Origin of the sequence: Alteromonas aquimaris, assembly GCF_026183695.1 — a bacterium.
GTDB lineage: Bacteria > Pseudomonadota > Gammaproteobacteria > Enterobacterales > Alteromonadaceae > Alteromonas > Alteromonas aquimaris.
Genome location: NZ_JAPFRD010000012.1, coordinates 22877 through 44416, shown reverse-complemented (window position 1 = coordinate 44416; position 21540 = coordinate 22877). Strand labels below are relative to the sequence as shown.

The 21540-nt window shown below is 43.9% G+C and carries 21 protein-coding genes; 10 read left to right on the top strand and 11 right to left on the bottom strand.

Translation table 11 applies throughout. The annotated features are described in order from the left end of the window. Positions 1-179: 179 nt before the first annotated feature. The gene (locus tag OPS25_RS14170) at positions 180-968 is read left to right on the top strand and encodes a hypothetical protein (protein ID WP_265618492.1); all 789 of its coding nucleotides are present in this window, start codon (positions 180-182) and stop codon (positions 966-968) included. Positions 969-1085: 117 nt separating this feature from the next. On the opposite strand, the gene OPS25_RS14165 is transcribed toward OPS25_RS14170, so the two are convergent. The 5 genes from OPS25_RS14165 to OPS25_RS14145 form a co-directional block, all read right to left on the bottom strand. Next, a complete protein-coding gene (locus OPS25_RS14165) occupies positions 1086-2207 on the bottom strand; it encodes a flavohemoglobin expression-modulating QEGLA motif protein (RefSeq protein ID WP_265618491.1) in 1122 nt (373 codons plus the stop codon). A gap of 143 nt (positions 2208-2350) precedes the next feature. Further along, positions 2351-2752 (bottom strand): ExbD/TolR family protein, encoded by a 402-nt coding sequence (locus OPS25_RS14160; RefSeq protein ID WP_265618490.1) that lies wholly within the window; start codon positions 2750-2752, stop codon positions 2351-2353. Between the two features lie 119 nt (positions 2753-2871). Beyond that, on the bottom strand, positions 2872-3696 hold the full coding sequence (locus OPS25_RS14155; protein WP_265618488.1) for a CLCA_X family protein: 825 nt from the start codon (positions 3694-3696) through the stop codon (positions 2872-2874). 6 nt (positions 3697-3702) lie between these two features. Then, on the bottom strand, positions 3703-4233 hold the full coding sequence (gene fldB, locus OPS25_RS14150) for a flavodoxin FldB (RefSeq protein ID WP_265618487.1): 531 nt from the start codon (positions 4231-4233) through the stop codon (positions 3703-3705). Further along, positions 4233-6155: a metallophosphoesterase family protein gene (locus OPS25_RS14145; RefSeq protein WP_265618486.1), complete on the bottom strand. Its 1923-nt coding sequence runs from the start codon at positions 6153-6155 to the stop codon at positions 4233-4235. Before OPS25_RS14145 ends, fldB begins: the two co-directional genes overlap by 1 nt. Before the next feature lie 157 nt (positions 6156-6312). Here OPS25_RS14145 and OPS25_RS14140 point away from each other — a divergent pair, with 157 nt between their 5' ends. Next, positions 6313-7458 (top strand): esterase-like activity of phytase family protein, encoded by a 1146-nt coding sequence (locus OPS25_RS14140; protein ID WP_265618484.1) that lies wholly within the window; start codon positions 6313-6315, stop codon positions 7456-7458. A gap of 85 nt (positions 7459-7543) precedes the next feature. Here the strand turns inward: OPS25_RS14140 and msrA are convergent, their stop codons facing one another. After that, entirely contained in the window at positions 7544-8071 is a 528-nt protein-coding gene (gene msrA / locus OPS25_RS14135) for a peptide-methionine (S)-S-oxide reductase MsrA (RefSeq protein ID WP_265618482.1), read from the bottom strand. Between the two features lie 392 nt (positions 8072-8463). Between msrA and OPS25_RS14130 the strand changes: the two genes are divergently transcribed. Together OPS25_RS14130 and OPS25_RS14125 are read left to right on the top strand one after the other, a co-directional pair. Further along, positions 8464-9189 carry an SDR family NAD(P)-dependent oxidoreductase gene (locus OPS25_RS14130; RefSeq protein ID WP_265618481.1) on the top strand — a complete coding sequence of 242 codons (726 nt, stop codon included), beginning with the start codon at positions 8464-8466 and terminating at the stop codon, positions 9187-9189. A 200-nt stretch (positions 9190-9389) separates the two neighbouring features. After that, on the top strand, positions 9390-10811 hold the full coding sequence (locus OPS25_RS14125) for a sodium-dependent transporter (protein ID WP_265618480.1): 1422 nt from the start codon (positions 9390-9392) through the stop codon (positions 10809-10811). Here the strand turns inward: OPS25_RS14125 and OPS25_RS14120 are convergent. Together OPS25_RS14120 and OPS25_RS14115 are read right to left on the bottom strand one after the other, a co-directional pair. Further along, positions 10808-11617, bottom strand: a complete 810-nt coding sequence (locus OPS25_RS14120; RefSeq protein WP_265618479.1) for an NAD(P)H-binding protein — start codon at positions 11615-11617, stop codon at positions 10808-10810. The genes OPS25_RS14125 and OPS25_RS14120 overlap by 4 nt on opposite strands. Positions 11618-11986: 369 nt before the next feature. Then, complete coding sequence (locus OPS25_RS14115; protein ID WP_265618478.1) at positions 11987-12763, bottom strand: DUF2884 family protein; 777 nt, start codon at positions 12761-12763, stop codon at positions 11987-11989. A 334-nt stretch (positions 12764-13097) separates the two neighbouring features. On the opposite strand from OPS25_RS14115, the gene OPS25_RS14110 reads away from it, so the two are divergent. Continuing rightward, positions 13098-13289 carry a hypothetical protein gene (locus OPS25_RS14110; protein WP_265618477.1) on the top strand — a complete coding sequence of 64 codons (192 nt, stop codon included), beginning with the start codon at positions 13098-13100 and terminating at the stop codon, positions 13287-13289. A 42-nt stretch (positions 13290-13331) separates the two neighbouring features. Here OPS25_RS14110 and OPS25_RS14105 read toward each other — a convergent pair whose 3' ends face one another. From OPS25_RS14105 to OPS25_RS14095, 3 genes are read right to left on the bottom strand one after another with little or no spacing between them, the layout of a single operon-like run. Next, positions 13332-14588, bottom strand: a complete 1257-nt coding sequence (locus OPS25_RS14105; protein WP_407080246.1) for a mechanosensitive ion channel family protein — start codon at positions 14586-14588, stop codon at positions 13332-13334. Between the two features lie 50 nt (positions 14589-14638). Continuing rightward, entirely contained in the window at positions 14639-15532 is an 894-nt protein-coding gene (locus OPS25_RS14100; protein ID WP_265618570.1) for an acyltransferase, read from the bottom strand. After that, positions 15526-16440: an acyltransferase gene (locus tag OPS25_RS14095; protein WP_265618475.1), complete on the bottom strand. Its 915-nt coding sequence runs from the start codon at positions 16438-16440 to the stop codon at positions 15526-15528. The genes OPS25_RS14100 and OPS25_RS14095 overlap by 7 nt, the downstream gene beginning before the upstream one ends. Before the next feature lie 98 nt (positions 16441-16538). On the opposite strand from OPS25_RS14095, the gene OPS25_RS14090 reads away from it, so the two are divergent. The 5 genes from OPS25_RS14090 (at position 16539) to OPS25_RS14070 (ending at position 21319) form a co-directional block, all read left to right on the top strand. Further along, positions 16539-17666: an S-(hydroxymethyl)glutathione dehydrogenase/class III alcohol dehydrogenase gene (locus OPS25_RS14090; protein ID WP_268741505.1), complete on the top strand. Its 1128-nt coding sequence runs from the start codon at positions 16539-16541 to the stop codon at positions 17664-17666. Positions 17667-17676: 10 nt separating this feature from the next. Next, the gene (gene fghA / locus OPS25_RS14085) at positions 17677-18519 is read left to right on the top strand and encodes an S-formylglutathione hydrolase (RefSeq protein ID WP_265618474.1); all 843 of its coding nucleotides are present in this window, start codon (positions 17677-17679) and stop codon (positions 18517-18519) included. Positions 18520-18564: 45 nt separating this feature from the next. Further along, positions 18565-19110 (top strand): DUF3750 domain-containing protein, encoded by a 546-nt coding sequence (locus OPS25_RS14080; RefSeq protein ID WP_265618473.1) that lies wholly within the window; start codon positions 18565-18567, stop codon positions 19108-19110. A gap of 89 nt (positions 19111-19199) precedes the next feature. Continuing rightward, positions 19200-19739, top strand: coding sequence for a PH domain-containing protein (locus OPS25_RS14075; protein WP_265618472.1), 540 nt, complete (start codon positions 19200-19202; stop codon positions 19737-19739). Continuing rightward, entirely contained in the window at positions 19736-21319 is a 1584-nt protein-coding gene (locus tag OPS25_RS14070) for a PH domain-containing protein (RefSeq protein WP_265618471.1), read from the top strand. Before OPS25_RS14075 ends, OPS25_RS14070 begins: the two co-directional genes overlap by 4 nt. Positions 21320-21540 lie beyond the last annotated feature (221 nt).

The following is a 21540-nucleotide window of genomic DNA, read 5'->3' as shown; positions in this document are numbered from 1 at the left end:
AAAAACAGAGAGATGCTACTTGATTGGGTTGCAGTATAGATTCTATGTTAAAGGGTTTTACCACTTGTTAAATACTGGTGCAAGCGTGTAGTGCTACTAATCGAGTAGCCGACAAAGATAAATTGCCTTTACCCCCACTATTGATTAAAATGCAGGCAAAATACCAGTGGAGAAGTTCTTTGAAAAGGTTGTTTGCAGCAGTTTTTGCAATTTGTATTTCGGGTGTAAGCTCCGCAGCAGTGATCCCAGTTGATACCAAAAACTGGAGTTATGAGTTGTCCCCATCGTCTAATCGCATCAGCACCAAAGATGGCTGGACGCGGTTGCTCTCTAACACGCCAACTAAGCTAAGCAACTCATCGGGCTCGTTGATCAGTGATTTTTCAATAAACAGTGATTTTGTCTTTAGCGGTAAATTTTCTCCTACCTATGCCTCAAACAGCGCATGTGCGACACCCGACGAGGGTTCATGTAACGACGACGATATCTTAGGAATTGTTTTCGGCTGGCAGGATGCAGACAATCATTATCGCCTCGGCTGGAGCCAGGGCGGGGTGAGTGATATTACCGGCAAGTCAGGCTTATTTCTGGTCAAAGAAGAAGGTGGCGTGAGCAATACGGTGATGAATTGGGCCAATCTTTTCTGGGTAGATGAAGCTTTGTATTCATTCTCACTTACCCGCGAAGGAAGTAGTTTTGCCCTTACGTTAACGGGTACCACGCAAAACGTGCAAGGAGATCAATCAGCTCAAACTCCATCAAGCCAGAACCCGGAGTTGACCGAATCAGCTGTCAATTTTAACTTCGACGATCTGTTATTCGCTGGTGGCAATGTTGGGGTTTACACGGAAAGTCAGACAGCCGTGTTTTCCGCACTAAGTGTGATCACACCGGCCGAGGTATTTGCGCCGGCCACTGCGTGGTTATTGCTCGCTTCGCTGGTTCGCTTGAAAAAGCGGAAAGTATAGTGAATGGGAAAACCGCTTCTAAGGCAGTTTTTATACACTTGCGATGAAGAGAGACATTTCATAGCAGTGGTACAACTTAATTAAAAAGTAAAAAGAAGCCGGCGTGAGCCGGCTTTCTTATTTAATCGCATGCGCAATAAATTTATCTACTTCACTTAATTGGGCCGGTTGTTTGATAGCTGGACTAATGAATTTAGGCGCAATCAGATAACCTTCATTCACCATCTCGGATATCAGATCCAACTGTTCAAGCGACGCCTTACCACACAATAAATGATGAAAATCCTGCCGCTGTTCGTAGGCATTTAACATTTGCCTAAAACCCTGCAAATACAAATAATCTTTAGTGAAACCGCCACCACGGTACACGCGGGCAGTAATGGTAAAAGCTTGCTCGTCTGGCACGTGATACTGCTCTTTTAACAGTAAAAAGGTTTCGTTAAAGTGCTTATCTTTGATGAGAGAGGCGACAGCTAACACTCGCATCGCTAACACTTTCAAACGTGAGAGGGTCAAATTGCCTGACAGGTACTCGCATAAAATCGCCAAGCCTTCTTGCGTTGTTGTATTAACGGGTGAGCCTAGCGTCATGATTTTCAGCGGCTGTTGTTTGGCGTTTAAGGTGGTAGCTAAATGTACGCCTAACTCATGATGCGCAAGCGCTTTTAGTTCGGTTTCCTTAATTCGAGCACTCTGGTTTACTTTCACTTTTATGTCTGAAACCATCGCATTCGCAATCATCGTATTATCTAGCACAATGTCGTAATCGTACCCGGCGTTTTCGGCAAAGGCGGTTAACCACTTGCTAATTCCGGCTGAATCATACTCTGTTTCATTTTCCTCAGGTTCATCTGGGAGATGTAAAATAAAGTGGGCATTGCGAATATCTTTGACAGAGGGTTCACCGTAGTAACGCATGGAATCGTACAGAAAATCAGGTGTGCCCACTGCCAGAAATTGGTCAAGTTTATCCGCATATGAATGAATTACCTGCTGATAAAGCGTAATGAGGGTAGGATGGGTTAGCGACTCTAAGGGAAGATTGTAAAGCGCTCTTTTACGTGAGAAGACATCAACCTCGGTTTTGGCATAATTAAATCTTGGCGTATACCGATAGTTGGAATCAAGAAAGGCGGCTTTTTCTTGGCGGTAGTTCAATGGAGCAACGGCCTGAAGTATGTTGATGCCTTTGAGTTCATCATACAGGGCTGCATCAAACGTATAAACTTGTTTATCCATATATCGGCTCGTGTGCAAGTTAAGTGGCAACTCTCGGTTGCAGAACAAAAATAAGTAATACTAAATTACGCGTTGCAGAAAAAGTTTAAAATGATAAATAAAAAAACCGCCATCTAGGCGGTTTTTTTATAATGCATGAATAGTTAAGATTTAACCAGCACTGAAACTTTTTCGATTCCAGCAATTTTGACCTGGTTCATCACTTCTACCACAACACCATGCTCAGTATCCTTATCGGCTTGAATACCAGCAGAATCGGTATTGTTTTCTGCTAAAAAGGTCTGGGTATTCGCCACCACACGACGAATATCCACTTCACGTCCATTCATCATAATAGTGCCATTGGCATCTATACGGATTGATAATGACTTAGAAGGTTTGTCCGTTTTTGTATTGTTTTCAGGACGGTTAACATCCAATCCTTTCTCTTTCACGAATGAAGTGGTAACAATGAAGAAAATCAACATGATGAACACGATGTCCAACATGGGGGTCATGTCGATTTGCGCCTCGTCATCGGCGGAAGTATGCTTCTTTCTTTTCATCTTTCGGTACTTTCTTCTCTTACACTTGAACGGTTAAGTATACTGTATGTAATCAAAATAAATAGTATTTTGTTACAAAACTGGATTACTTTTCTCATGAATCAGCTTGGTATGTCTACTCACTGACCGGCTACAACGCTATCTGCCTTTTGCATCTGTTTGCTTTGGGATACACCCAATCCTAAATGCGCAAAGTAATCAAAAAAGGCATTTTGTATTCGATTTCGCAAGATATCATGAGGATAGATACCAAGTCTAGCCTCGGCCGACTGTTTCGTCCCCTGAACCAAAAACGCGTTTTTTATCACATTATCCTGCACGCATGCCTCGAATGCCCTGGCCGCCAGCTCCTGTGGTTGAGAGTAGTAATACATGCCCATAGCCTTATCCGCTTGTATACTGCGATTTACAAACTCATTTGGTGTGTAGGTTTCGTCTAAAAAAATAGCCTTAAAACAATGATCTAATTTAAGGTTGAGCGGATGGGACAACAGGGTCGCCTCTGCAAGCCAGAGTGCTGAGGCGAAATCCTTTGCTTGAGACGCCGCAAACACCTTACCTGCGATATAGTGATCAAATGCGTGAAACCATTCGTGCGCTAATGCCCCGCCTCCTGCATTTTTAGCCAGTGCTAATTGACGCCTGCCGGGATGATAGTGTGCACTGACATGCTTTTCTCCTCCACTTCCGAACGCTAACGATAAGCTGCCATTCAACGAAATAACTTGTTCGCTCACATGTAAAATATCGGCCAAATCGTAAAGCGCATCAAAAAATAAATTGGCAGCGATTTGTTGCTCCTGCGCGCTTACCCATCGCCCAATAGTGATAGTACGAAAGTTAAAAAGCTTTTTAATATCCTGAAAAGAAACATCGGCGCCATCCCTATGAGAATTGCCGTTACGAAAGTATTCGCGATGAAGGCGACTTTTTTCTCGTTGCATTAAAGATTAACTTAACTCTTCAAGAAGCTGAAGACACCAAGAGTGAATGCGCTCTTCAGTGAGATCATATTGATTTTCATCATCCAGCGATAAACCCACAAAGTGAGATTTGTCCTCGGTCAGCGCTTTTGACTCGGCAAATTCGTAGCCCTGATTAGGCCAGTAACCGATAATCTTACACTCCAATGGCAGAAGTGCATCGTGCAGCATTCCCAGAGCGTCCTGAAACCAGTCGGTATAGCCGATTTGATCTCCTAATCCAAACAGTGCAATGGTTTTACCGCGAAGTTCTAACTTATAGACATCTTCCCAGCAGGATTCCCAGTCTTCTTGTAATTCACCAAAATCCCAGGTGGAAATACCAAAAATGATAATGTCAAACTGCTCAGCGTGCTTTAAGGGGGTTTCCTGAATGTTGTACATGCTAACCACTTGCTCATCAAACAGCGCGTTCAGTTGCGCTTGAATTTTTTCTGCAGCCATTTCGGTGTAGCACGTGGTGGAGCCGTAAAACAGGCCTATAGACAGGGAAGACATTATTTGAGTTTTTCCTCGTTAGGGTTGTCAGGTGTAATGCTGAATTCTACCTTTTCTCCATCATTACACAAAACTTTGCACTGCTTAACCCGATGCTCATGCGTTAGCAAAAGCTGACCCAAGGCAGGTTTGTTGACTAACGTTTGCGCGTTATTCAAGAAAGGTTTGCAAGCACTTACTGACATGTTGCGCCTGCGTGTTAAAAGGTTAAGTGGCGAGTCTGGGCCGTATAACCATCGATTTAATCTGTCTAGGTTTCTGAGTAAGCCAGCGGGGAAGCTATTTTTAAGCCCGCTACAGGTAAACTGAGTAATATGTGGGCTGTTACGTCTAAAACGAAGACGCACATCGTAAACGAAAGAGTAATGCACATCCCCCGATAGGATAATGAACTCAGGAGGCGTTTTTACATGACGAAAAACGTTTAATATCACGTTAGCGGTTCCCTTATGCGCCATCCAGTTTTCCGCGTCCACGGTTAATGCTTTACCGAATTGGGTGAATATTTTCTGAATGGCCTCAATGGCTTTGACGCCGTAAATCGGCGCCGCCGAGACCACAATGACACTAGGTTGGCCAATGATTGCTTGTTGAAACTCACACAATGCTTCCCAATCCATTAATCCCGAGGGTTTTAAGTTACTCGACTCTGAACGCCAGCGTCGGGTTCGCGTATCCATCACATATAACGGAGGTTGTGTATCCAGCGCAAAATGCCAGTGCTCATGTTCATACAATAAGCTAATGAACTCATCATGCTGATTTAACTGGTTTTGTGAGAATACATTTTTTGCGAATGATTCGATGTGGTTAAATTTTTCAGGCGCATTGCCCCAGCCTTGGCATAGCCAATAAGCCATAAGTGCGTTACCCACCATTCGGCGAGAAAAAGGATGGTTGTATACTTCCTCCTCCCACCCCCGCGTCAGATTCCAGTCGTCAGTCACGTCGTGATCATCGAAAATCATCAGGGTAGGAATATGCGCCATCACTCGTCTTACGTTTTTCGTCCCTTGTGAAAAGGCGGTTACGATAGGCTCCTCTTCCCTGAAGCGGGATCTGAACTCTTCCTTTATTTCTGAAGCGTCAAATTGCGTATGCTCCCACATCGCATCTGACCAGCACAGAATGTACATGGCCATGACTTCAGCAAAGGAGATAAGGTGGTTCTGGGCGTTGACGGAAGTGAATACCGGTTTTTTAGCTGCGCCAAAAAACAATTTTGATAAGGTTGAATTGGTCGCAATTTGCGGAAGAATTTGTTGTCTCTGATAAAAATTGTGTTCGTGACCGGGTAACTCACTGCTATGGGTGATTGCTGCCCCTTCCAGTGCCTCATCGAACAATTTTAAACGCTGAATAATTTGTTGGATAGCCTGAAGCGTTGGTCCTGCCACATCATCGGCATACACTTGATCACCGGTAAATAGCAGCAGATCAGGGCGAGATGTCCCATCTATTCGTTCTTGCTCAACTAATTTATCTGCCTGGAGTAATGCATCCTCTCCCTCAAAGTGGGGTTTCCGGCACGACCCATGCAAAATATTGGTTAACTTATTTTGATAACGAAAACTAAACTGAGTCTCTGGCGAATAGAGGAGGGGCTGTTTTTCTTTTGCCCATATTTCTGTAGTGTCCTTATTGCAAAAAGTGAGGTCGTAGTAATAGACTTCGCCTGCTGCAAAAGGCGAGGCGACTTTTGCTTCTAACAGCCAAACATAGGCATGGTCACCAATTTTAACACTGCGGTTGTTTTGTTTTGCAATGGAAACGACACCCTTAGCATGCGATAGGTTTAACGCTATTTCATCGGGCTGTGATGAAATAGCCCAGACAACCATTCGATCGGCGTCAAGTCGCCGCAAGATGGGGCCAGCAATCACAATGGGTAATGCTTTTAGTTCGCTGATGTTATTTTCCATTTTTCAAATGAGCAAAACTATAAGTTAAATGTATTGATGATGACAATGTCTGCCTGTTACGAAACGGTAAACAATTGTAAATTGTGTGATAGCTTGGTGCACTAGCTAGCAGCCATTGAATGGGAGATTATTCTAACGTGATTAAAAGGAAGGTCGAATGAATTTACGAGTATGGGGAATGGCACTGCTTTTTCTCAGCTGCCAAAGCTGTGCGGAACCACAAGATACTGACGCAAAAGACCACACGGTGACAGATATTCCCCCATCGGTGCAAGTCAATGGTAGATGGCTCATGGAAGCAGACGGCACAATTATGCGTGACCCTCAGCCTTCCGGCTTAGTGAGCTGGAATGGAAAGTTGGTGACCATTTCTGATGGCAGCGCATTGCCAGAGCAGCGCCGCAGACTTCACATTATCGATCCTATGGCGGCACAACTTACGGCAAAAGGGGCGGTGTTTAATACCGGTTATCACGTTAGGAGAGGGTGTTTTGCTAATTATTTAATGGACGAACCTGATTACGAAGCGCTGATTGTCGATCCCACGGATGCTAACGTGTTCTATACCGTAACTGAAGATGCCACGCGTACCGGCGCACTGTCGCCGAAGTGTCAGCAGCGCTATGAAAAAACGGGTTCAACAGATTACCCTACTTTACTGGTCAGATTAGAAAGACAGGATGACGGCCAAATTGAGCTAACCCATGCGAGGCCTATTCAATTCCCTGCCAAATTAGAGGTAGGCGACTTCCCTAACGATGGCATAGAAGGAATGGCGATTTCGCCCGAAAAACAACTTTATCTGGCGCTTGAAAAAGATAAGGCGGGCAATCCTCGCATCTTCACGATGAAGATGGATAAAGATTTCTGGTCTTCGAAGGATTTTGCGGTGGTCAAGGATGCTAATTTGCCTGTACCCACATTTGTAAGTGGTAATCACCCCATAAATGGGCTGGAGTTTTATATCGACCCTGTTTCGAAACGACGTTTTTTATTGGCTGTGGCGCGTAATGACGACGAATTGTGGATCATTAATATCGATAAGCAATTAACTACCAAAAAAATACCACTCTATTTTACTGCACCCAACGATGGGGTGTCTGATAACTGTAATAAGAATGACGTAATGGATAACGCGTCGATAGAGGGGTTGGCAGTACTGGGTAATCAACTATGGATGATTAACGATCCATGGAAAAAAAATTATCTGAAAAATATAAAATGCCCCGCTATGGAAGCGCACTACAAAGCTAATGCACCTTTATTGTTCTCTATCCCCCTTAACCCAGGCTGGTTCAAATAAAAGAGATAAGAAGTAAAAAGTAAAAAGGGGTCGGAGTCATTTAGCTAATAAATGACTCCGACCCCTTTTTCTGCCATTTCCAAGCTTATTTTAACTTGCTGGCAAACGTTTTTTTAAACTTAGCCAGCTTAGGCCCCACTACCATAGCGCAGTACTGATTTTGCGGGTTGCTTTCGAAATATCCTTGATGGTAAGTTTCAGCAGGGTAGTAATTACTTACTTCTTCTACCTCTGTGACAATTGGAGTTGACCACGTCTCGTCCTCTACCATTTCTTTAATGATTTGCTCTGCGGCATCTTTCTGCTCTGGCGAATGATAATAAATGCCTGAGCGATATTGAGTGCCAATATCGTTGCCCTGTCGATTTAACTGAGTGGGGTCATGTAATGCGAAAAAAATTTCTAATACTTCACGAAGTGATAATCTTTCCGGGTCAAACGAGACTTGAACCACTTCAGCGTGACCTGTCGAACCGCTACACACTTCCTCGTATGTCGGCGAAGGTTTGGACCCGTTTGAATAACCGGATTCGGCTTTTACTACGCCTTCAACTTTATTAAAGGCTGATTCAATGCACCAGAAGCAGCCACCACCTAAGGTAATCGTTTGCATATATATCTTAATCGTTAATTTAAAATATCACTGTGGGTGCTAATCAGGATAAGTTCAAGGCATCCTGTTAAACTTTTAAAGCGTGATACCAATCCGCCCTGGGGTTTGCTCACTCAGCGCGTGATGTTCTGCACTTTAGATAAGCCAATTGTGTGAAAGTTTCAATGAGCTAAATTGAACGCAATTGGTGCTGCTCAATAGTAAAAAAGCCGCGTACAATGGGGGAGAGAGGCGGATATGCATTCCGCGCTACCTTGGCACGAAATGCTCTCGCCTCATTTCACTTTTCACCAAAGCCCCTTGACTAGATATCTGCCTCTATATCTGAGTTGATCAAACATCAATGGGGTTTGGTATAAGTTATGCCACAAAGATCTTTAGGCGGATCATTCATGCAAACAGTCAATCTGGTAATCGGAGCGAATGGTGGGATTGGACGTATACTCGTTAAAATACTTGCGGAACAAGAGCATGGCACACCGTTAATTGCAGTGTCACGCGCATTCGACGCTAATATTGTGTGGCCCGAAAATGTTATTAAAAAAGAATTGGATACTGCAGATGAAATAGCAATAGCTCAGCTGATAAGCGCTATGAAAAAACGGGGAATGCGCGCGAAGCGTGTGTTTTGTACCGTTGGGCTGTTACATAACGATAAGGTTGCCCCGGAAAAAAAATTAGAAGAGATTCATGTTGAACAATTAGCCAATTATTTTGCTGTCAACGCCATTCTCCCCGCACTTTGGTTAAAGCATTTGATTGAGATTGTCATATCTGAACGCCCCATTATTACCTGTGTAAGCGCCAGAGTAGGCAGTATTGCAGATAATCAATTAGGCGGGTGGTATGGGTATCGCGCCTCTAAAGCAGCTTTAAATCAGCTAGTAAAAACAGCCAGCATTGAATATGCCCGGCGTCTAAAAGACCCAGTGCTGGTATGCTATCAACCCGGCACGGTGGATACAGGACTGTCCAAACCTTTCCAGACTAATGTTAAGGCGGAAAATTTATTCGACCCTGCCTTCGCAGTTAGACAACTATTATCTATAACGTCCAATTTACATGCTCCCCCTCACTGCCGCTTTGTCGACTGGCAAGGCGAGACAATAAATTGGTAAAGCTCTGACCACCTTAAAGGCCTAAATAACTTGTATTGAACCTCAAGACTTTTGATTTCACTACTGTTAACATGCCGAAGCCTGATGGGGTTTAAAAGTGTGATATCACTCATCTACACACCATTCACCTTATATAAATAGAAATACAGAATCATCAGGACAACAAGTTAACAATAATAAGTTTAAGAGGAATTTAGGGTATGAGCGGGGCGAGAGAACAGTTCGGATCGCGCATTGGATTCATTTTGGCGGCAGCGGGCTCTGCCGTAGGAATAGGAAATCTGGTAGGATTTCCAGTCGGTGCAGCGAAAAATGGCGGCGGTGCGTTCTTATTGATGTATGCCATTTTTGTCTTTGCAATATGTCTACCCGTAATGCTGGCAGAAATGTCAGTAGGACGAAAAGCAAAAAAAGACCCATTGGGAGCTTACCGGATATTGGGAGGTAATTCGACGGGATGGAAGCTTGCAGGTTGGCTCTCCATCATTACACCGTTTATGATTGCTGTATTTTATATGGTGATCACGATCTGGATCCTGGGTTATCTTGCCGAAGTCTTTATGGGTAATCTTGACGCCCTCGCTAATCCAGAAATGTTTGGACAATTTATTAATAGCCCATCGATTTTTGGTTATATGGCTGCAGTAATTGGCATTGTGTACCTTATCTTACAAGGGGGAGTAAAAGAAGGAATCGAAAAGGCCGCAAAGTTGCTTATGCCTTCCTTGTTTCTAATGTTGCTGTTACTTGTCATTTTCGTTCTTACCCAGGACAATGCAATGGCAGGTGTAAAGTTCTATTTAATCCCAGACTTTTCTAAAATCACTGCCGAAGTGGTCAATGGTGCACTTTCTCAGGCGTTTTTCTCGTTATCGCTGGGCATGGGGATCATGATTACCTACGGTAGCTATATCGATAACCGCTCTGACGTACCGGGTTCCGCGAAGTTGGTTGCAATTACCGACACTGCGGTAGCGTTTACCGCAGGACTAATGATCCTGCCAGCAATATTTTCCTTCAATCCGCAGACCGACCCGTCTCAGCTAAGCGAATCATCCATTGGCATGATCTTTACGTTTTTGCCAAAAATCTTCCTCGCCTTGCAAGCGACTATTGGTTATATGGGCGCATCGATAGTAGCAGGGATCTTTTTCTTACTGGTATTTTTTGCTGCCATAACATCATTGGTGTCAATTTTTGAAGTGCCCGTCGCTGCCTTAATGAGCGAAAAAGATGTGAACCGTAAACCTGCTTTGATGATCCTTGGTGTGTTGTTAATCGTGTTGGCGTGCATGTGCGCGATGTCGTTTGGATATAACGATTTCTTTACCTCATTTACGAGTTACGCAGGGACTCAGAAATCGTTCTTCGATATTGTATTTGATGTGTTTTATGAAACTATTCTCCCGCTTAATGGTTTATTAATTTGTATTTTTGTTATCTATCGATGGAAAAAGCACAACTTTAATGAAGCATTAGACGAGGGGGCTCCCCACTATAAAGGGAGCTTTTTTGAAAAGTATGTAGACATATCTGTAGGAACCTTTATTCCTGTCATATTGTTCGTAATTTTTGTGAATACGGTTGCGCTTAAGTATTTCGGTGTAAGCCTGTTCGGTTAAATTATCATATCAAACGGGCTGGCGTATTTTGGCGTCAGCCCCAAATACTCCCAGCTAGCAGAGGCATCTATCTGCTTTCCTTTTACCTCTTTTTGGTCTTCATCGAAGATAGGTAATGGCAGTGCCATCTTCATCGCGCATTGTGTGTAGTAATCTTTTCGGGTTGGATGAACCAGGCTACATAGGTGAAGGGTCTTTGACGCTGCACCCTGTTCGACGACCCTTTTCAATGCAATCACAACATCATGAATATGCACCAGATTCACCACTCGATTAGCTTGGGAAAGCTGCTTACCTGAAAGGGAGGTGACCGGATGACGATCAGGGCCAACTAAGCCAGCAAGTCGGACTATGGTGGCAGCATCACCCGCACGCTGTTTTGCATACGCCTCGATAGTGCAGTGCGACTTGGCAGATCCTGTTTGCGGTATCAGCTCCGAATTTTCGGTGACGATGCGCTCTTTCTCACCATATACAGACGTCGTACTAATAAAAATAAGGTGGCGCGCATGGTGTGCCATGAAAGCGTCAATTAATGAACACATTTGCTGCGAATATGTATTGAATTCCTGATGATGACGACCTGGTGGAATATTTAATATCACAGTGGCATTTTCGCTTTGCTGACATAGTTCGCTGGGATTATCGCCCAGTTCAAATAAGTAGACCGCACCACCATTTTTTTTGATTTGTTCCGCCCGATGAGGACTCCTGGTAGTGCCTAACACCTGAAAATCATCAGCAAGAACCGGCAATAAATAATTGCCAAGCCAGCCACAGCCACAGAGGGTAATATTACGTTGCATTCCATCTACCTGAAAACATGGTGAATAAGCACAAGCATAACTGAAATTGTGGGATTAAAAAGCTCAGAATGAATTGAGGCTACCAGGTTATCTTACGGCGGGGGGGAGGGTGGAAAGGAAACTTTTCTCTAACGGAAACACAATGTAAAAAACAATTCACGCCAGGCGTAATCTGAATGTGTCATTCAGGTCTAAACTTTTCACTTCTTTTGTTTAAATAGCCTTTCATCATTAGCCATTGCGATTATACGATGGCTAATGATAGCGCCGTCCTGGCTTTAGCCAGTTGTCTTAGCAGACGGAAAAACTAGCTGCGCTGAACAGCCCCCTGGACGGATTGTCATACACTGCAGCGCATTACTTGTGTCACTAATCGATTTCCAGCACATTTAAGGACGCAAGTTCGCCTATTGATGATTGCAACCTATCCTCAGCATTATCTGCCTTCTTCAGTATATGGCATAATTCCTCCGCTTTATCTTCAAGTGCTTCGGCTTGATGCTCAACTTTATTCTCAATGTTTTCACCGAAACGTTCCATCTTGTCCGCAAAAGCGTCAATGTCGCCTCCTTCCCACACCATTTCTTTACCTACCGCAATCATGATACGACCGATAGACTGCTCCACCAAAGATTCTACCCTTTCTTCAAATCGGTCTTCCCAGGTAGAGCTCATCCAATCATCGTCGTTGAATTCGCGGGTATCTACGCGATAACCCCCGTTTTCGTCGTAGAACCGCGTATTTATTTCACTGCTTAATTCAGTAAATAGTTCATCAAAGTCACGCACAATATCATTGTCGCCCAACAGCTCTGCGAATACTTCTGAAACTGCACTGCTGGCTAATTGCAACCCTTCCATTGCGATGGTCACTGTCATCGGGATGGCATCACTGATATTTTCATAGTAATCACTTACCGCTCGCTGCTGAGTTGCGTTTAACTCAAGCTTTTTACTTTCTACATAAAGCTCATGAGCCTGGTTTATGGTGAAGGTTGTGCCGTTATCTGATTCAATTTCTAACACCCCTTGGTGGTAGCGAAGATTACCATCCAAGCTGACATCGCAATCTGAATCTGAGCGATGAGCAAAAACGGGAGCGGACAAGATAGCAGCGGATGTGGTTAAAGCGATAAGCGTTTTCATCTGATATTCCCTAATAATCAAAACTTAATGATGTCAAAATATTAGCAATTGATAAGCCAAAATTATTTTCTTTATATTTCAGTCTGTTGGATGAGTTGGGGTGGATGATTTTGGTGGATAATACTAAATTTTAGTGGCTGTCAAATTAAGTGGCAAATTCAACCACTCTACTATTTGCATGTTAAATGTACCTTTCGAGCGATAATTCATGCATAATACCGCCGCAAAAAATTTGGCTACCGTCGAATGTGCTATAGTTTTTCGGTAGTGTTAAAGACAACTAAATGTTGGGTATTTTCCCACTTTTATTTCTGCCGTACTTAGAGGTTTAACGATGAACGAATGGTTTAGCGCAATTGGTTTTGGTCTGGGTCTGATTGCATTTGTTTTAGGATTAAGCAGCATCATTATGGGCATGATGAGCTCTAAAAGTGGCGCTCATGGCATGCAAGAAAAAATCGAGTACGGATTTTTTGGAGTTTCGGGCTTAGTTATTTGTCTTTTAATGGGCTATGCATTGGCGTAACATATACTTAGCCAACATCTCATTGTACATAGTGGCGAATCTTTAATCGGATTCGCCTTTTGCTTTTATATTCTGCTCTAATTGAACGTTTGATGAGGGTACAGCCATCAGGTGGGCGTCTCGTTGAAATACTCTTAAATCAAATAAAGGCATCATAGCAAGCAGGTGATCAAATATATTCGCCTGGATTTTTTCATACTCCACCCACGCTTTCTCTGCACTAAAACAATAAATTTCCAAGGGTAAACCGACTTCATTGGGTGGCAATTGACGGACCATAACGGTAAGTGACTGATTTATCTTTGGATGCTTGTTGAGGTACGCTTCAATATACGCGCGAAACGTACCAATGTTAGTTAGTTTCCGGGTATTTAACAGGTCTGATTCATCAATAGAGTAATCTTTGTGATAAACCCTTAATTCATTTACTTTGTCATCAATATATTCTGAAATGTAGCGGATTTGACTAAAACGTTTCAGCATTTCTTGATCACATAACTTAACAGAATGCATATCAATATGAATCGCGCGTTTTATCCGACGCCCCCCTGAAAGCTGCATGCCGCGCCAATTTTTCACCGCTTCATTTACGAGAGAATAGGAGGGGATGGTAGAAATCGTTTTATCCCAGTTTTGCACCTTCACATTGGTTAAACCTAGCTCCATGATCTCCCCGTCCACCCCAAACTTATCCATTTGAATCCAGTCGCCCGTATTGAACATGCGATTGGCAGCGATTTGAATACCAGCTACGAACCCCATGATGGTATCTTTAAATACCAGTATGAGCACTGCGGCCAGCGCAGTTAAACCAGAAACAATAATTAACGGGCTTTTTTCAATGATCAGGGAAATGCTAAACAGTAACACCATAATCGCTAAAAACAGTTTCGCGACCTGGATGAACCCGGTAATCGATGCGCGTTGGGAAAGATGAGACTCGTTATATTTATCTTCGAGCGTATTAAGAATGGCATACAAGGCAAGAAGCGTAGTAAACAGCATATAAATTTGCGCAGCTTTAATTAAAAAGCCTTGCAGAATACCTATGTCATCAATCAAGACAGGTGTGCTTATAAAAATGATCACAGCAGGTATGAGATGCATTAACTGACGGAAAAAGCCGTGGGCAAACAAAGCATCATCCCAGGTGTTTTTCGTGTGTTCTACCCACTTACCTATCTGTGGTCGCAAAATCACCCGGCATGTCATTAGCACGATAAACGCAACAGCTAAAATAGTGCTGACTGCAATAACGTTATACAACGTATCTTCAGTGGTAATGGAGGGCAGTAGCATTTGTATAGAAGTGACGAATTCATTTTTTACTGAAGAGGCGATACTCAAATTTAATGCTCCATGATCCTTGCTATGCGGGCATCTTTAATTGCCCAGCACTCGTTCAACCATTCCTGAAACTGCTGGCGATACACCTTATCACTAAAATAATCGCTGTTCGCTTTTTCAGGCACTGGAATAATATTCACATCAATGACTATGCGTTTCATTTGTCCACTTAACATAGCATACATGGGGTGGCGTTTGTTTTCTGGATAGAGTAACGATATATCTAAAATATTAGTAAACAATTCACCCATCGTAGCTAATGTAAAAGCAATCCCGCCTGCTTTAGGGGGAAGTAGGTGCTGATAGCAACTCTTTTTAAGTTTGTGCTTATTAGCGGTGAAACGGGTGCCCTCCACAAAATTAATTACCGTCGTAGGCATAGTTTTGAATTTATGACAGTAACGTTTCGTAGTCTCAATATCCTGTCCACGTTTATGAGGATACTTTGATAAATATGCCTGCGAGTAACGGCTCATAAACGGCATTTCCAACGCCCAGGCACCCAGGCCCACGAAAGGCATCCAGATGAGTTCTTTTTTTAGAAAAAACTTTGGCGCAGGGATTCGCTTAGCGGCAAACTCAATCAATAAAATGATGTCTAACCAGCTTAAATGATTGGCCATAATCAGATACCAGTTTTGTTTCGACAACTCGCCATGCACATCAATCTGCACATCGACATCATTGAACCAGCGAACCATCCTCACACTCACAGTGCCAAAACCAAATAGAAAAGTGTGCATTAAATTGGCCAGCAGTTTTTGTATGGGGGGAATGGGAAGCGCCAATTTAATCAGGCCAAAAAAAATAATCAGGCACCCCCAACACGCAAGGTTAATTATCTGCAAGGGTGTATGAATGAGAAAAATGAGAAGTGATACTGCGACTTTCATAATGGATTTTGCGTAGAGTTAACGGAAGTTAATAACTTGTCTTTTTGCAGCCAGCGATCGTTAAGCCAGGCTTGAAATTTTATGCGTTCTTGAGGATCTTCGAAATATTTGTCAGAAATAATCCCTCCTTGCACGATATCCTTAATCGGTGTCACCTGCACGTTGACCCGAATGTCACCCACTTTGCCACTGATGAAGTCCCAAAATGTTGGCACCCCTGTGGGATAGTCTATTGTCACATCGACTAGTTTATGCAGGTGTTCACCCATTGCATTTAATACGAAGGCTACTCCGCCCGCTTTTGGCTTGAGTAAATGAGAAAAAGGAGAGGCTTGTTTATGATGTTTATGTTTTGTAAAGCGGGTCCCTTCTACAAAGTTCATGACACTAACGGGTTTAAATTTGAATTTTTCGCATGCCTTACGTGTAGTTTCCATATCTTTGCCCTTCATATGTGGGTTTTTAGCCAGAAATGACTTGCTGTAACGGCGCATAAAAGGAAAGTCCAGTGCCCACCACGCTAACCCTAACAGGGGCACAAAGATCAGTTCCTTTTTTAGAAAAAACTTCAGGAAGGGAATTTTGCGGTTGAATACCCTTTGCAGGACCAGAATATCTACCCAGGACTGATGGTTGGCAATGACCAAATACCAACCTTTTCGAGCAAGGGACTCCGTGCCTTTCACATGTAACCTGGTGCGGCTGGTGAGTTTCTGATTTAAGTTGTTAAATGTAATCCAAGCGGTGGCACAGGCGTCTAAAATGTATGAAATCAAGCGGCGCCAGCTGGATATAGGAATAAGCTTAAATATTGATAAGGCCAATACGGGAATTGTCCATATCACCGTATTGACGATATACAATAGTGCTGAAAAACCACCAATAATATGATGTCCGATATTTTTAATCATGCTGACTACCTTAAAAATGTCGCAGATATTGTAAACGAACTTGATCAAAAATCCGATAGACCCTTTACTTTATTACTAGAATCAACTGGGGATGAGCAATGGACGGACAAACTATAAGCTGCCAAGCGGCAGTTGCATGGGAGGCTGGCAAGCCACTTTCAATAGAGAAAATCGATGTCGCGCCTCCCAAAGCCGGTGAAGTACGGATAAAGATTGTGGCCTCAGGAGTGTGTCATACGGATGCTTTTACCTTATCAGGCGAAGATCCAGAGGGAGTCTTTCCCTGCATAATGGGACACGAAGGGGGCGGTATCGTAGAATCGGTCGGCGAGGGAGTAACAGGGCTAGTTCCTGGTGATCATGTCATACCACTGTACACACCGGAGTGCGGAGAGTGTAAGTTTTGTCGATCGGGGAAAACTAACCTATGCGGTAAAATTCGTGATACCCAGGGCAAAGGATTAATGCCAGATGGCACCACGCGGTTTTCCAAGGACGGGGAGCCCATCTATCACTATATGGGGACGTCGACTTTTTCTGAGTACACAGTGCTGCCTGAAATTTCACTGGCAAAAGTGAATAAAGACGCTCCGCTTGAAGAAGTATGTTTACTCGGATGTGGAGTCACCACCGGGATGGGAGCCGTGCTGAACACCGCCAAAGCTGAACCGGGTGCGACGATCGCGGTGTTTGGCTTAGGTGGGATTGGGCTGTCTGTCATTATTGGAGCCGTCATGGCCAAAGCAAAACAAATTATCGCGATTGACATCAATACCGATAAATTTGAGTTAGCCAAACAGCTCGGTGCCACAGATGTGATCAATCCGAAAGATTATGCCAAACCTATTCAAGAGGTGATTGTTGAGTACACCGACGGTGGGGTGGATTATTCGTTTGAGTGCATAGGTAATGTCGATGTCATGCGATCTGCGTTGGAATGCTGCCATAAGGGGTGGGGAGAATCGGTCATTATTGGGGTAGCGGGAGCTGGCAAAGAAATCAGTACGCGACCGTTCCAACTGGTCACCGGTAGAGTCTGGCGCGGTACTGCCTTCGGCGGTGTAAAAGGACGGTCAGAACTGCCTGGAATTGTAGAACAATATTTGAACGGTGAGATTCCGCTTAAAAAATTTATCACTCATACGATGCCGCTTAAGGACATCAACCATGCATTTGAGCTACTTCATGAAGGCAAAAGTATTCGAAGTGTGGTGAGTTTTGATTAAGGAAAAGTCAATGAAAATGATCAGCGAAAACAAAGCATTTGGCGGCAGACATATTCGCTACCGTCATCGCTCTGAGGTCACTCATTGTGATATGACATTTGCCGTATTTTTACCGCCCTTTGCCAACAAAGATAACCCAGTTCCAGTTTTATACTGGTTGTCTGGACTAACCTGCACTGACGAAAATTTTATGCAAAAAGCAGGGGCTATGAAATGGGCTGCTGATCTTGGCTTAGCATTAATTGCGCCAGATACCAGCCCTCGAGGGGAAGATGTGCCAGATGATGAAAGTGGCGATTATGCCTTGGGACTCGGTGCAGGCTTTTATGTGAATGCAACAGAAGAACCCTGGAAACAACACTATCAAATGTATTCATATGTGACAGAAGAGCTTCCCGCACTGGTAGAGTCAGCATTGCCAGTTACCAACGAGCGCGCTATCAGTGGTCACTCGATGGGGGGGCATGGCGCACTGGTAATTGCCCTGCGCCAATTGAACCGATATGTCTCCGTTTCAGCATTTAGCCCTATCGCTAATCCAATAGACTGCCCCTGGGGTAAAAAAGCCTTTTCGGCTTACTTAGGTAAGGATAAGTCTGGCTGGGAAGACTATGATACCTCGGTGCTTATTTCCCAGCGGCAGCATACGATTCCCATGCTGATAGAGCAGGGCACCGCTGATCAATTTCTAACTCAACAGTTAAAACCGGAGCGCCTGCTGAATGCCGCACAACGAAGTGATACTGCCATTACGTTGAATATGCATGAAGGTTATGATCACAGTTACTTTTTTATCGCCACTTTCATACGCAATCATCTGGAATTTCACGCCAGCCATTTAGGCTTGATATGAGTTGAAAATAGTGTTGCCTGAAACAACGTTGCTAACGCTAATTAAATGAATTTACATATCTTCGTTCCTACTTGTTTACTGCTCTTTTTCCTTTCAGCGAGCTCCAGTGACGGCTGGCAAACCGCCAGCCGCGAGCCTGCTGGCATAGCGCCCGATCCAAAGGAGGAAAAACGTGCGGTAGTTGAAGTTTATGCCGCAGATGCTTACGGCTGGAAAGGAGTCTTCGCTGTGCATACATGGATAGCGTTGAAAGAAGAAAATGCAGACAATTATTCATTATTTGAAGTTGTTGGCTGGCGAGTTAATCGTGGAGGTATTGCCCTGCGTCAAACGACCACCATTACGCCAGACAAATACTGGTATGGCGCAAAGCCTGAAAAGCTGCTGTCTGTTCAAGGAGAAAAAGCGTCTCAGCTTATCCCCAAGATCCTCAATGCTATTGCGCGTTATCCCTGGACCAACGAATATCGTGTGTTCCCTGGCCCAAACAGTAATACTTTTCCTGCATGGATCGCAAAAGAGGTCCCGGAATTAGGATTAGAATTACCTTTTACGGCCTTCGGAAGTGGCTATGCTGACACGTTAAACTGACAAAAAATGTTAGCGCCTTTAACATGCCATAAATGACTCCGACCCTTTATTGTTTTATCCTGAGCTTCTCAATAGCTGGAGCCTAATCAATGGAAATGGACAATTTCAGTAACCTGCCCGTGAGACCAAGTGAACTACCTGATGTCAGGGAGGTAGCAATGACACCCGTTTCCCCCCGGTACCGGATAGCGAATCTCGCCTCCGTGGTCAGTGTATTCATAATTCTCTGTCTGGCATTGACCATCGCGCATTTGCAGCCCTGGGTCATGCTTCCGCAACAACTTCACAAGCTGTTTCCATACGCGGTTGCCGTCTTAGCACTAATAGCTACTCTTCTATTTAGTTATCATTGGTTCGCCGATCCGCTTGTCCGTTATGCAATTCGGCAACAGGACTTAATTCTCCAAAAAGGGCTGATTTTTCGAACAATAACCTGTCAGCCGATATTGCGCGTTCAGCATATTGAGATTAAACGAGGCCCATTGGACCGTTTAGCAGGTTTAGCTAAGCTGCAGGTGTTTTCAGCAGGAGGCAGTGCATATACCTTTGAAATTCCAGGGCTGAGTGTCGAGCGTGCTGTTCAATTACGGCAATTTATACTCGATCATAAAGATCTTGATGCACGATGAGTGACCCACAAATGGAACATTCTGTCAGCCCATCAACAAACCCATCCAAGCAGGTGGAAACGGGAGGAGACTGGCAGCGGCTGGCCCCCATCTCGATACTATATTTCACTGTCGGTAACATTAAACAGTTCGCGCAATTTTTGATCTACGTCATTCCAGCATTAGCGATCAGCTCTAACATCTTTGAAATGCATAATGCGTCTTACCTTATTGCAATAGGTACGGGCATTCTCGCGACCGTTTCTTTTAGTGGGCTGATAAGCTACTTCTTCTATTTATTTCGAATACACCAGCAACATGTAGAAGTGAAAAGTGGTGTATTGCATCGCCGCCACATCAATTTACCTTTCTGGCGTATACAAAATGTAAAAATCGAACAACCCTTTTACTATCGCCCGTTTAATTTTGCACTAGTGGTGTTGGATACGGCTGGTAGTTCAGAAGAGGAAGCGAAAATTGTAGCGGTTCCCTTGCCGTATGCGCTGATGATTCGCAAACAGGTGTTAGCCGATAACGCTGAAGCGAAGCAAGAAGAAAGCAATGCCGCAGAAACTATCCGGACTCGCGACGATAGTGACGAACAAATCGTCAATCGGCGTAGCATTCACGATCTGATCGTTCACGGTATAACCAACAATCGCGTATGGATTTTATTAGGCGCAGCTGCCCCTTTATATGACTCTGCCGCAACTATCATTTACAACTGGTTGGAATCAAAAGGGTTAAAACTCGAACAACTTTTTGGCGAGGAAACGGCTACATGGTGGCAGCTTGGCTTATATACTTTAACAGCGCTACTTATTATTCTGGCTGTCTTAGCATCACTGTCGATAGGTGGCGCTGTGCTGACATTCTATGGTTTTACGTTAAGTCGTGACAAACGCCGGTATATACGCCGCAGCGGATTATTGAGCAAGCAAGAAGTCAGTATGAAGATGTCACGCATTCAGCTGGTGACAGCACAACAAGATTGGTTGGATAAACTATTAGGACGGGTAAACCTTTACTTTGAGCAAAATACGTCTGGTACGCAGCCACAAACCGAACTGATGTCGCCCAACAAACTGCTTATTCCCTCTGTTACCGTGGATGAAGTACACACTTTAGTAAACGGTCCTTTACCGCATAGTGGGATCTATACCGTTAGCTACCAAGGCGTGAGTAAGCAATTTTTATCCTATTGGTTAGGCATCTGGGTGTGGCCAATAGGGGTGTTGTTAACTGGCATAACAACTTATCTTCAATTATGGAATGAGGTGGGGGTGCTGGTCATTGCCATTGTTTTCATCACGATGTTCACCTTATTGCGATGGTGGCGATGGGGATACGCGACAGACGAACGTTACGTGTATGTGCGTAGTGGTCGAATGGGCCTGGATTTCCAGTGTTTAGAAAAATATAAGGTACAGCAAGTTTCCGTGGTTCAAAGTGTTTTTATGAAACGAAAGCGAGTAGCGTCAGTTAAAATTATCCTCGCCAGTGGTTCGGTAACCATTCCCTTTATGTTTGAATCCGACGCCTGGAAGTTGGCCAATGATTTACTTTATGCCGCAGAGAGTAGTAAGAAGTCCTGGATGTAAACTGAACATTTGCTGGCAGCTTTACCCCTTTGAATTGTTAGAGCGAGGCGAAATAATCGTGCTGCAGATTCTATCAACGCTTTAATTACGTAAATCATTACTCCTCTCGCGTTACACGATTTTTGAGGAGCTGCGCTTCACGGGTGAGGAAGAGAAACGGTTTGCTCCACATGCAAATAGTGTATGCCATTGACCGATAAGATTTAAGCGTTATCTAACAT

Coding starts and splice junctions, on each gene's coding strand:
- OPS25_RS14095 (WP_265618475.1), bottom strand. CDS start 16,440: ATGATTAAAAATATCGGACATCATATTATTGGTGGTTTTTCAGCACTA.
- fghA (WP_265618474.1), top strand. CDS start 17,677: ATGAAAATGATCAGCGAAAACAAAGCATTTGGCGGCAGACATATTCGC.
- OPS25_RS14080 (WP_265618473.1), top strand. CDS start 18,565: ATGAATTTACATATCTTCGTTCCTACTTGTTTACTGCTCTTTTTCCTT.
- OPS25_RS14115 (WP_265618478.1), bottom strand. CDS start 12,763: ATGAAAACGCTTATCGCTTTAACCACATCCGCTGCTATCTTGTCCGCT.
- OPS25_RS14075 (WP_265618472.1), top strand. CDS start 19,200: ATGGAAATGGACAATTTCAGTAACCTGCCCGTGAGACCAAGTGAACTA.
- OPS25_RS14105 (WP_407080246.1), bottom strand. CDS start 14,588: ATGCTACTGCCCTCCATTACCACTGAAGATACGTTGTATAACGTTATT.
- OPS25_RS14070 (WP_265618471.1), top strand. CDS start 19,736: ATGAGTGACCCACAAATGGAACATTCTGTCAGCCCATCAACAAACCCA.
- OPS25_RS14165 (WP_265618491.1), bottom strand. CDS start 2,207: ATGGATAAACAAGTTTATACGTTTGATGCAGCCCTGTATGATGAACTC.
- msrA (WP_265618482.1), bottom strand. CDS start 8,071: ATGCAAACGATTACCTTAGGTGGTGGCTGCTTCTGGTGCATTGAATCA.
- OPS25_RS14155 (WP_265618488.1), bottom strand. CDS start 3,696: ATGCAACGAGAAAAAAGTCGCCTTCATCGCGAATACTTTCGTAACGGC.
- OPS25_RS14145 (WP_265618486.1), bottom strand. CDS start 6,155: ATGGAAAATAACATCAGCGAACTAAAAGCATTACCCATTGTGATTGCT.
- OPS25_RS14130 (WP_265618481.1), top strand. CDS start 8,464: ATGCAAACAGTCAATCTGGTAATCGGAGCGAATGGTGGGATTGGACGT.
- OPS25_RS14090 (WP_268741505.1), top strand. CDS start 16,539: ATGGACGGACAAACTATAAGCTGCCAAGCGGCAGTTGCATGGGAGGCT.
- OPS25_RS14120 (WP_265618479.1), bottom strand. CDS start 11,617: ATGCAACGTAATATTACCCTCTGTGGCTGTGGCTGGCTTGGCAATTAT.
- OPS25_RS14125 (WP_265618480.1), top strand. CDS start 9,390: ATGAGCGGGGCGAGAGAACAGTTCGGATCGCGCATTGGATTCATTTTG.
- OPS25_RS14140 (WP_265618484.1), top strand. CDS start 6,313: ATGAATTTACGAGTATGGGGAATGGCACTGCTTTTTCTCAGCTGCCAA.
- fldB (WP_265618487.1), bottom strand. CDS start 4,233: ATGTCTTCCCTGTCTATAGGCCTGTTTTACGGCTCCACCACGTGCTAC.
- OPS25_RS14110 (WP_265618477.1), top strand. CDS start 13,098: ATGAACGAATGGTTTAGCGCAATTGGTTTTGGTCTGGGTCTGATTGCA.
- OPS25_RS14160 (WP_265618490.1), bottom strand. CDS start 2,752: ATGAAAAGAAAGAAGCATACTTCCGCCGATGACGAGGCGCAAATCGAC.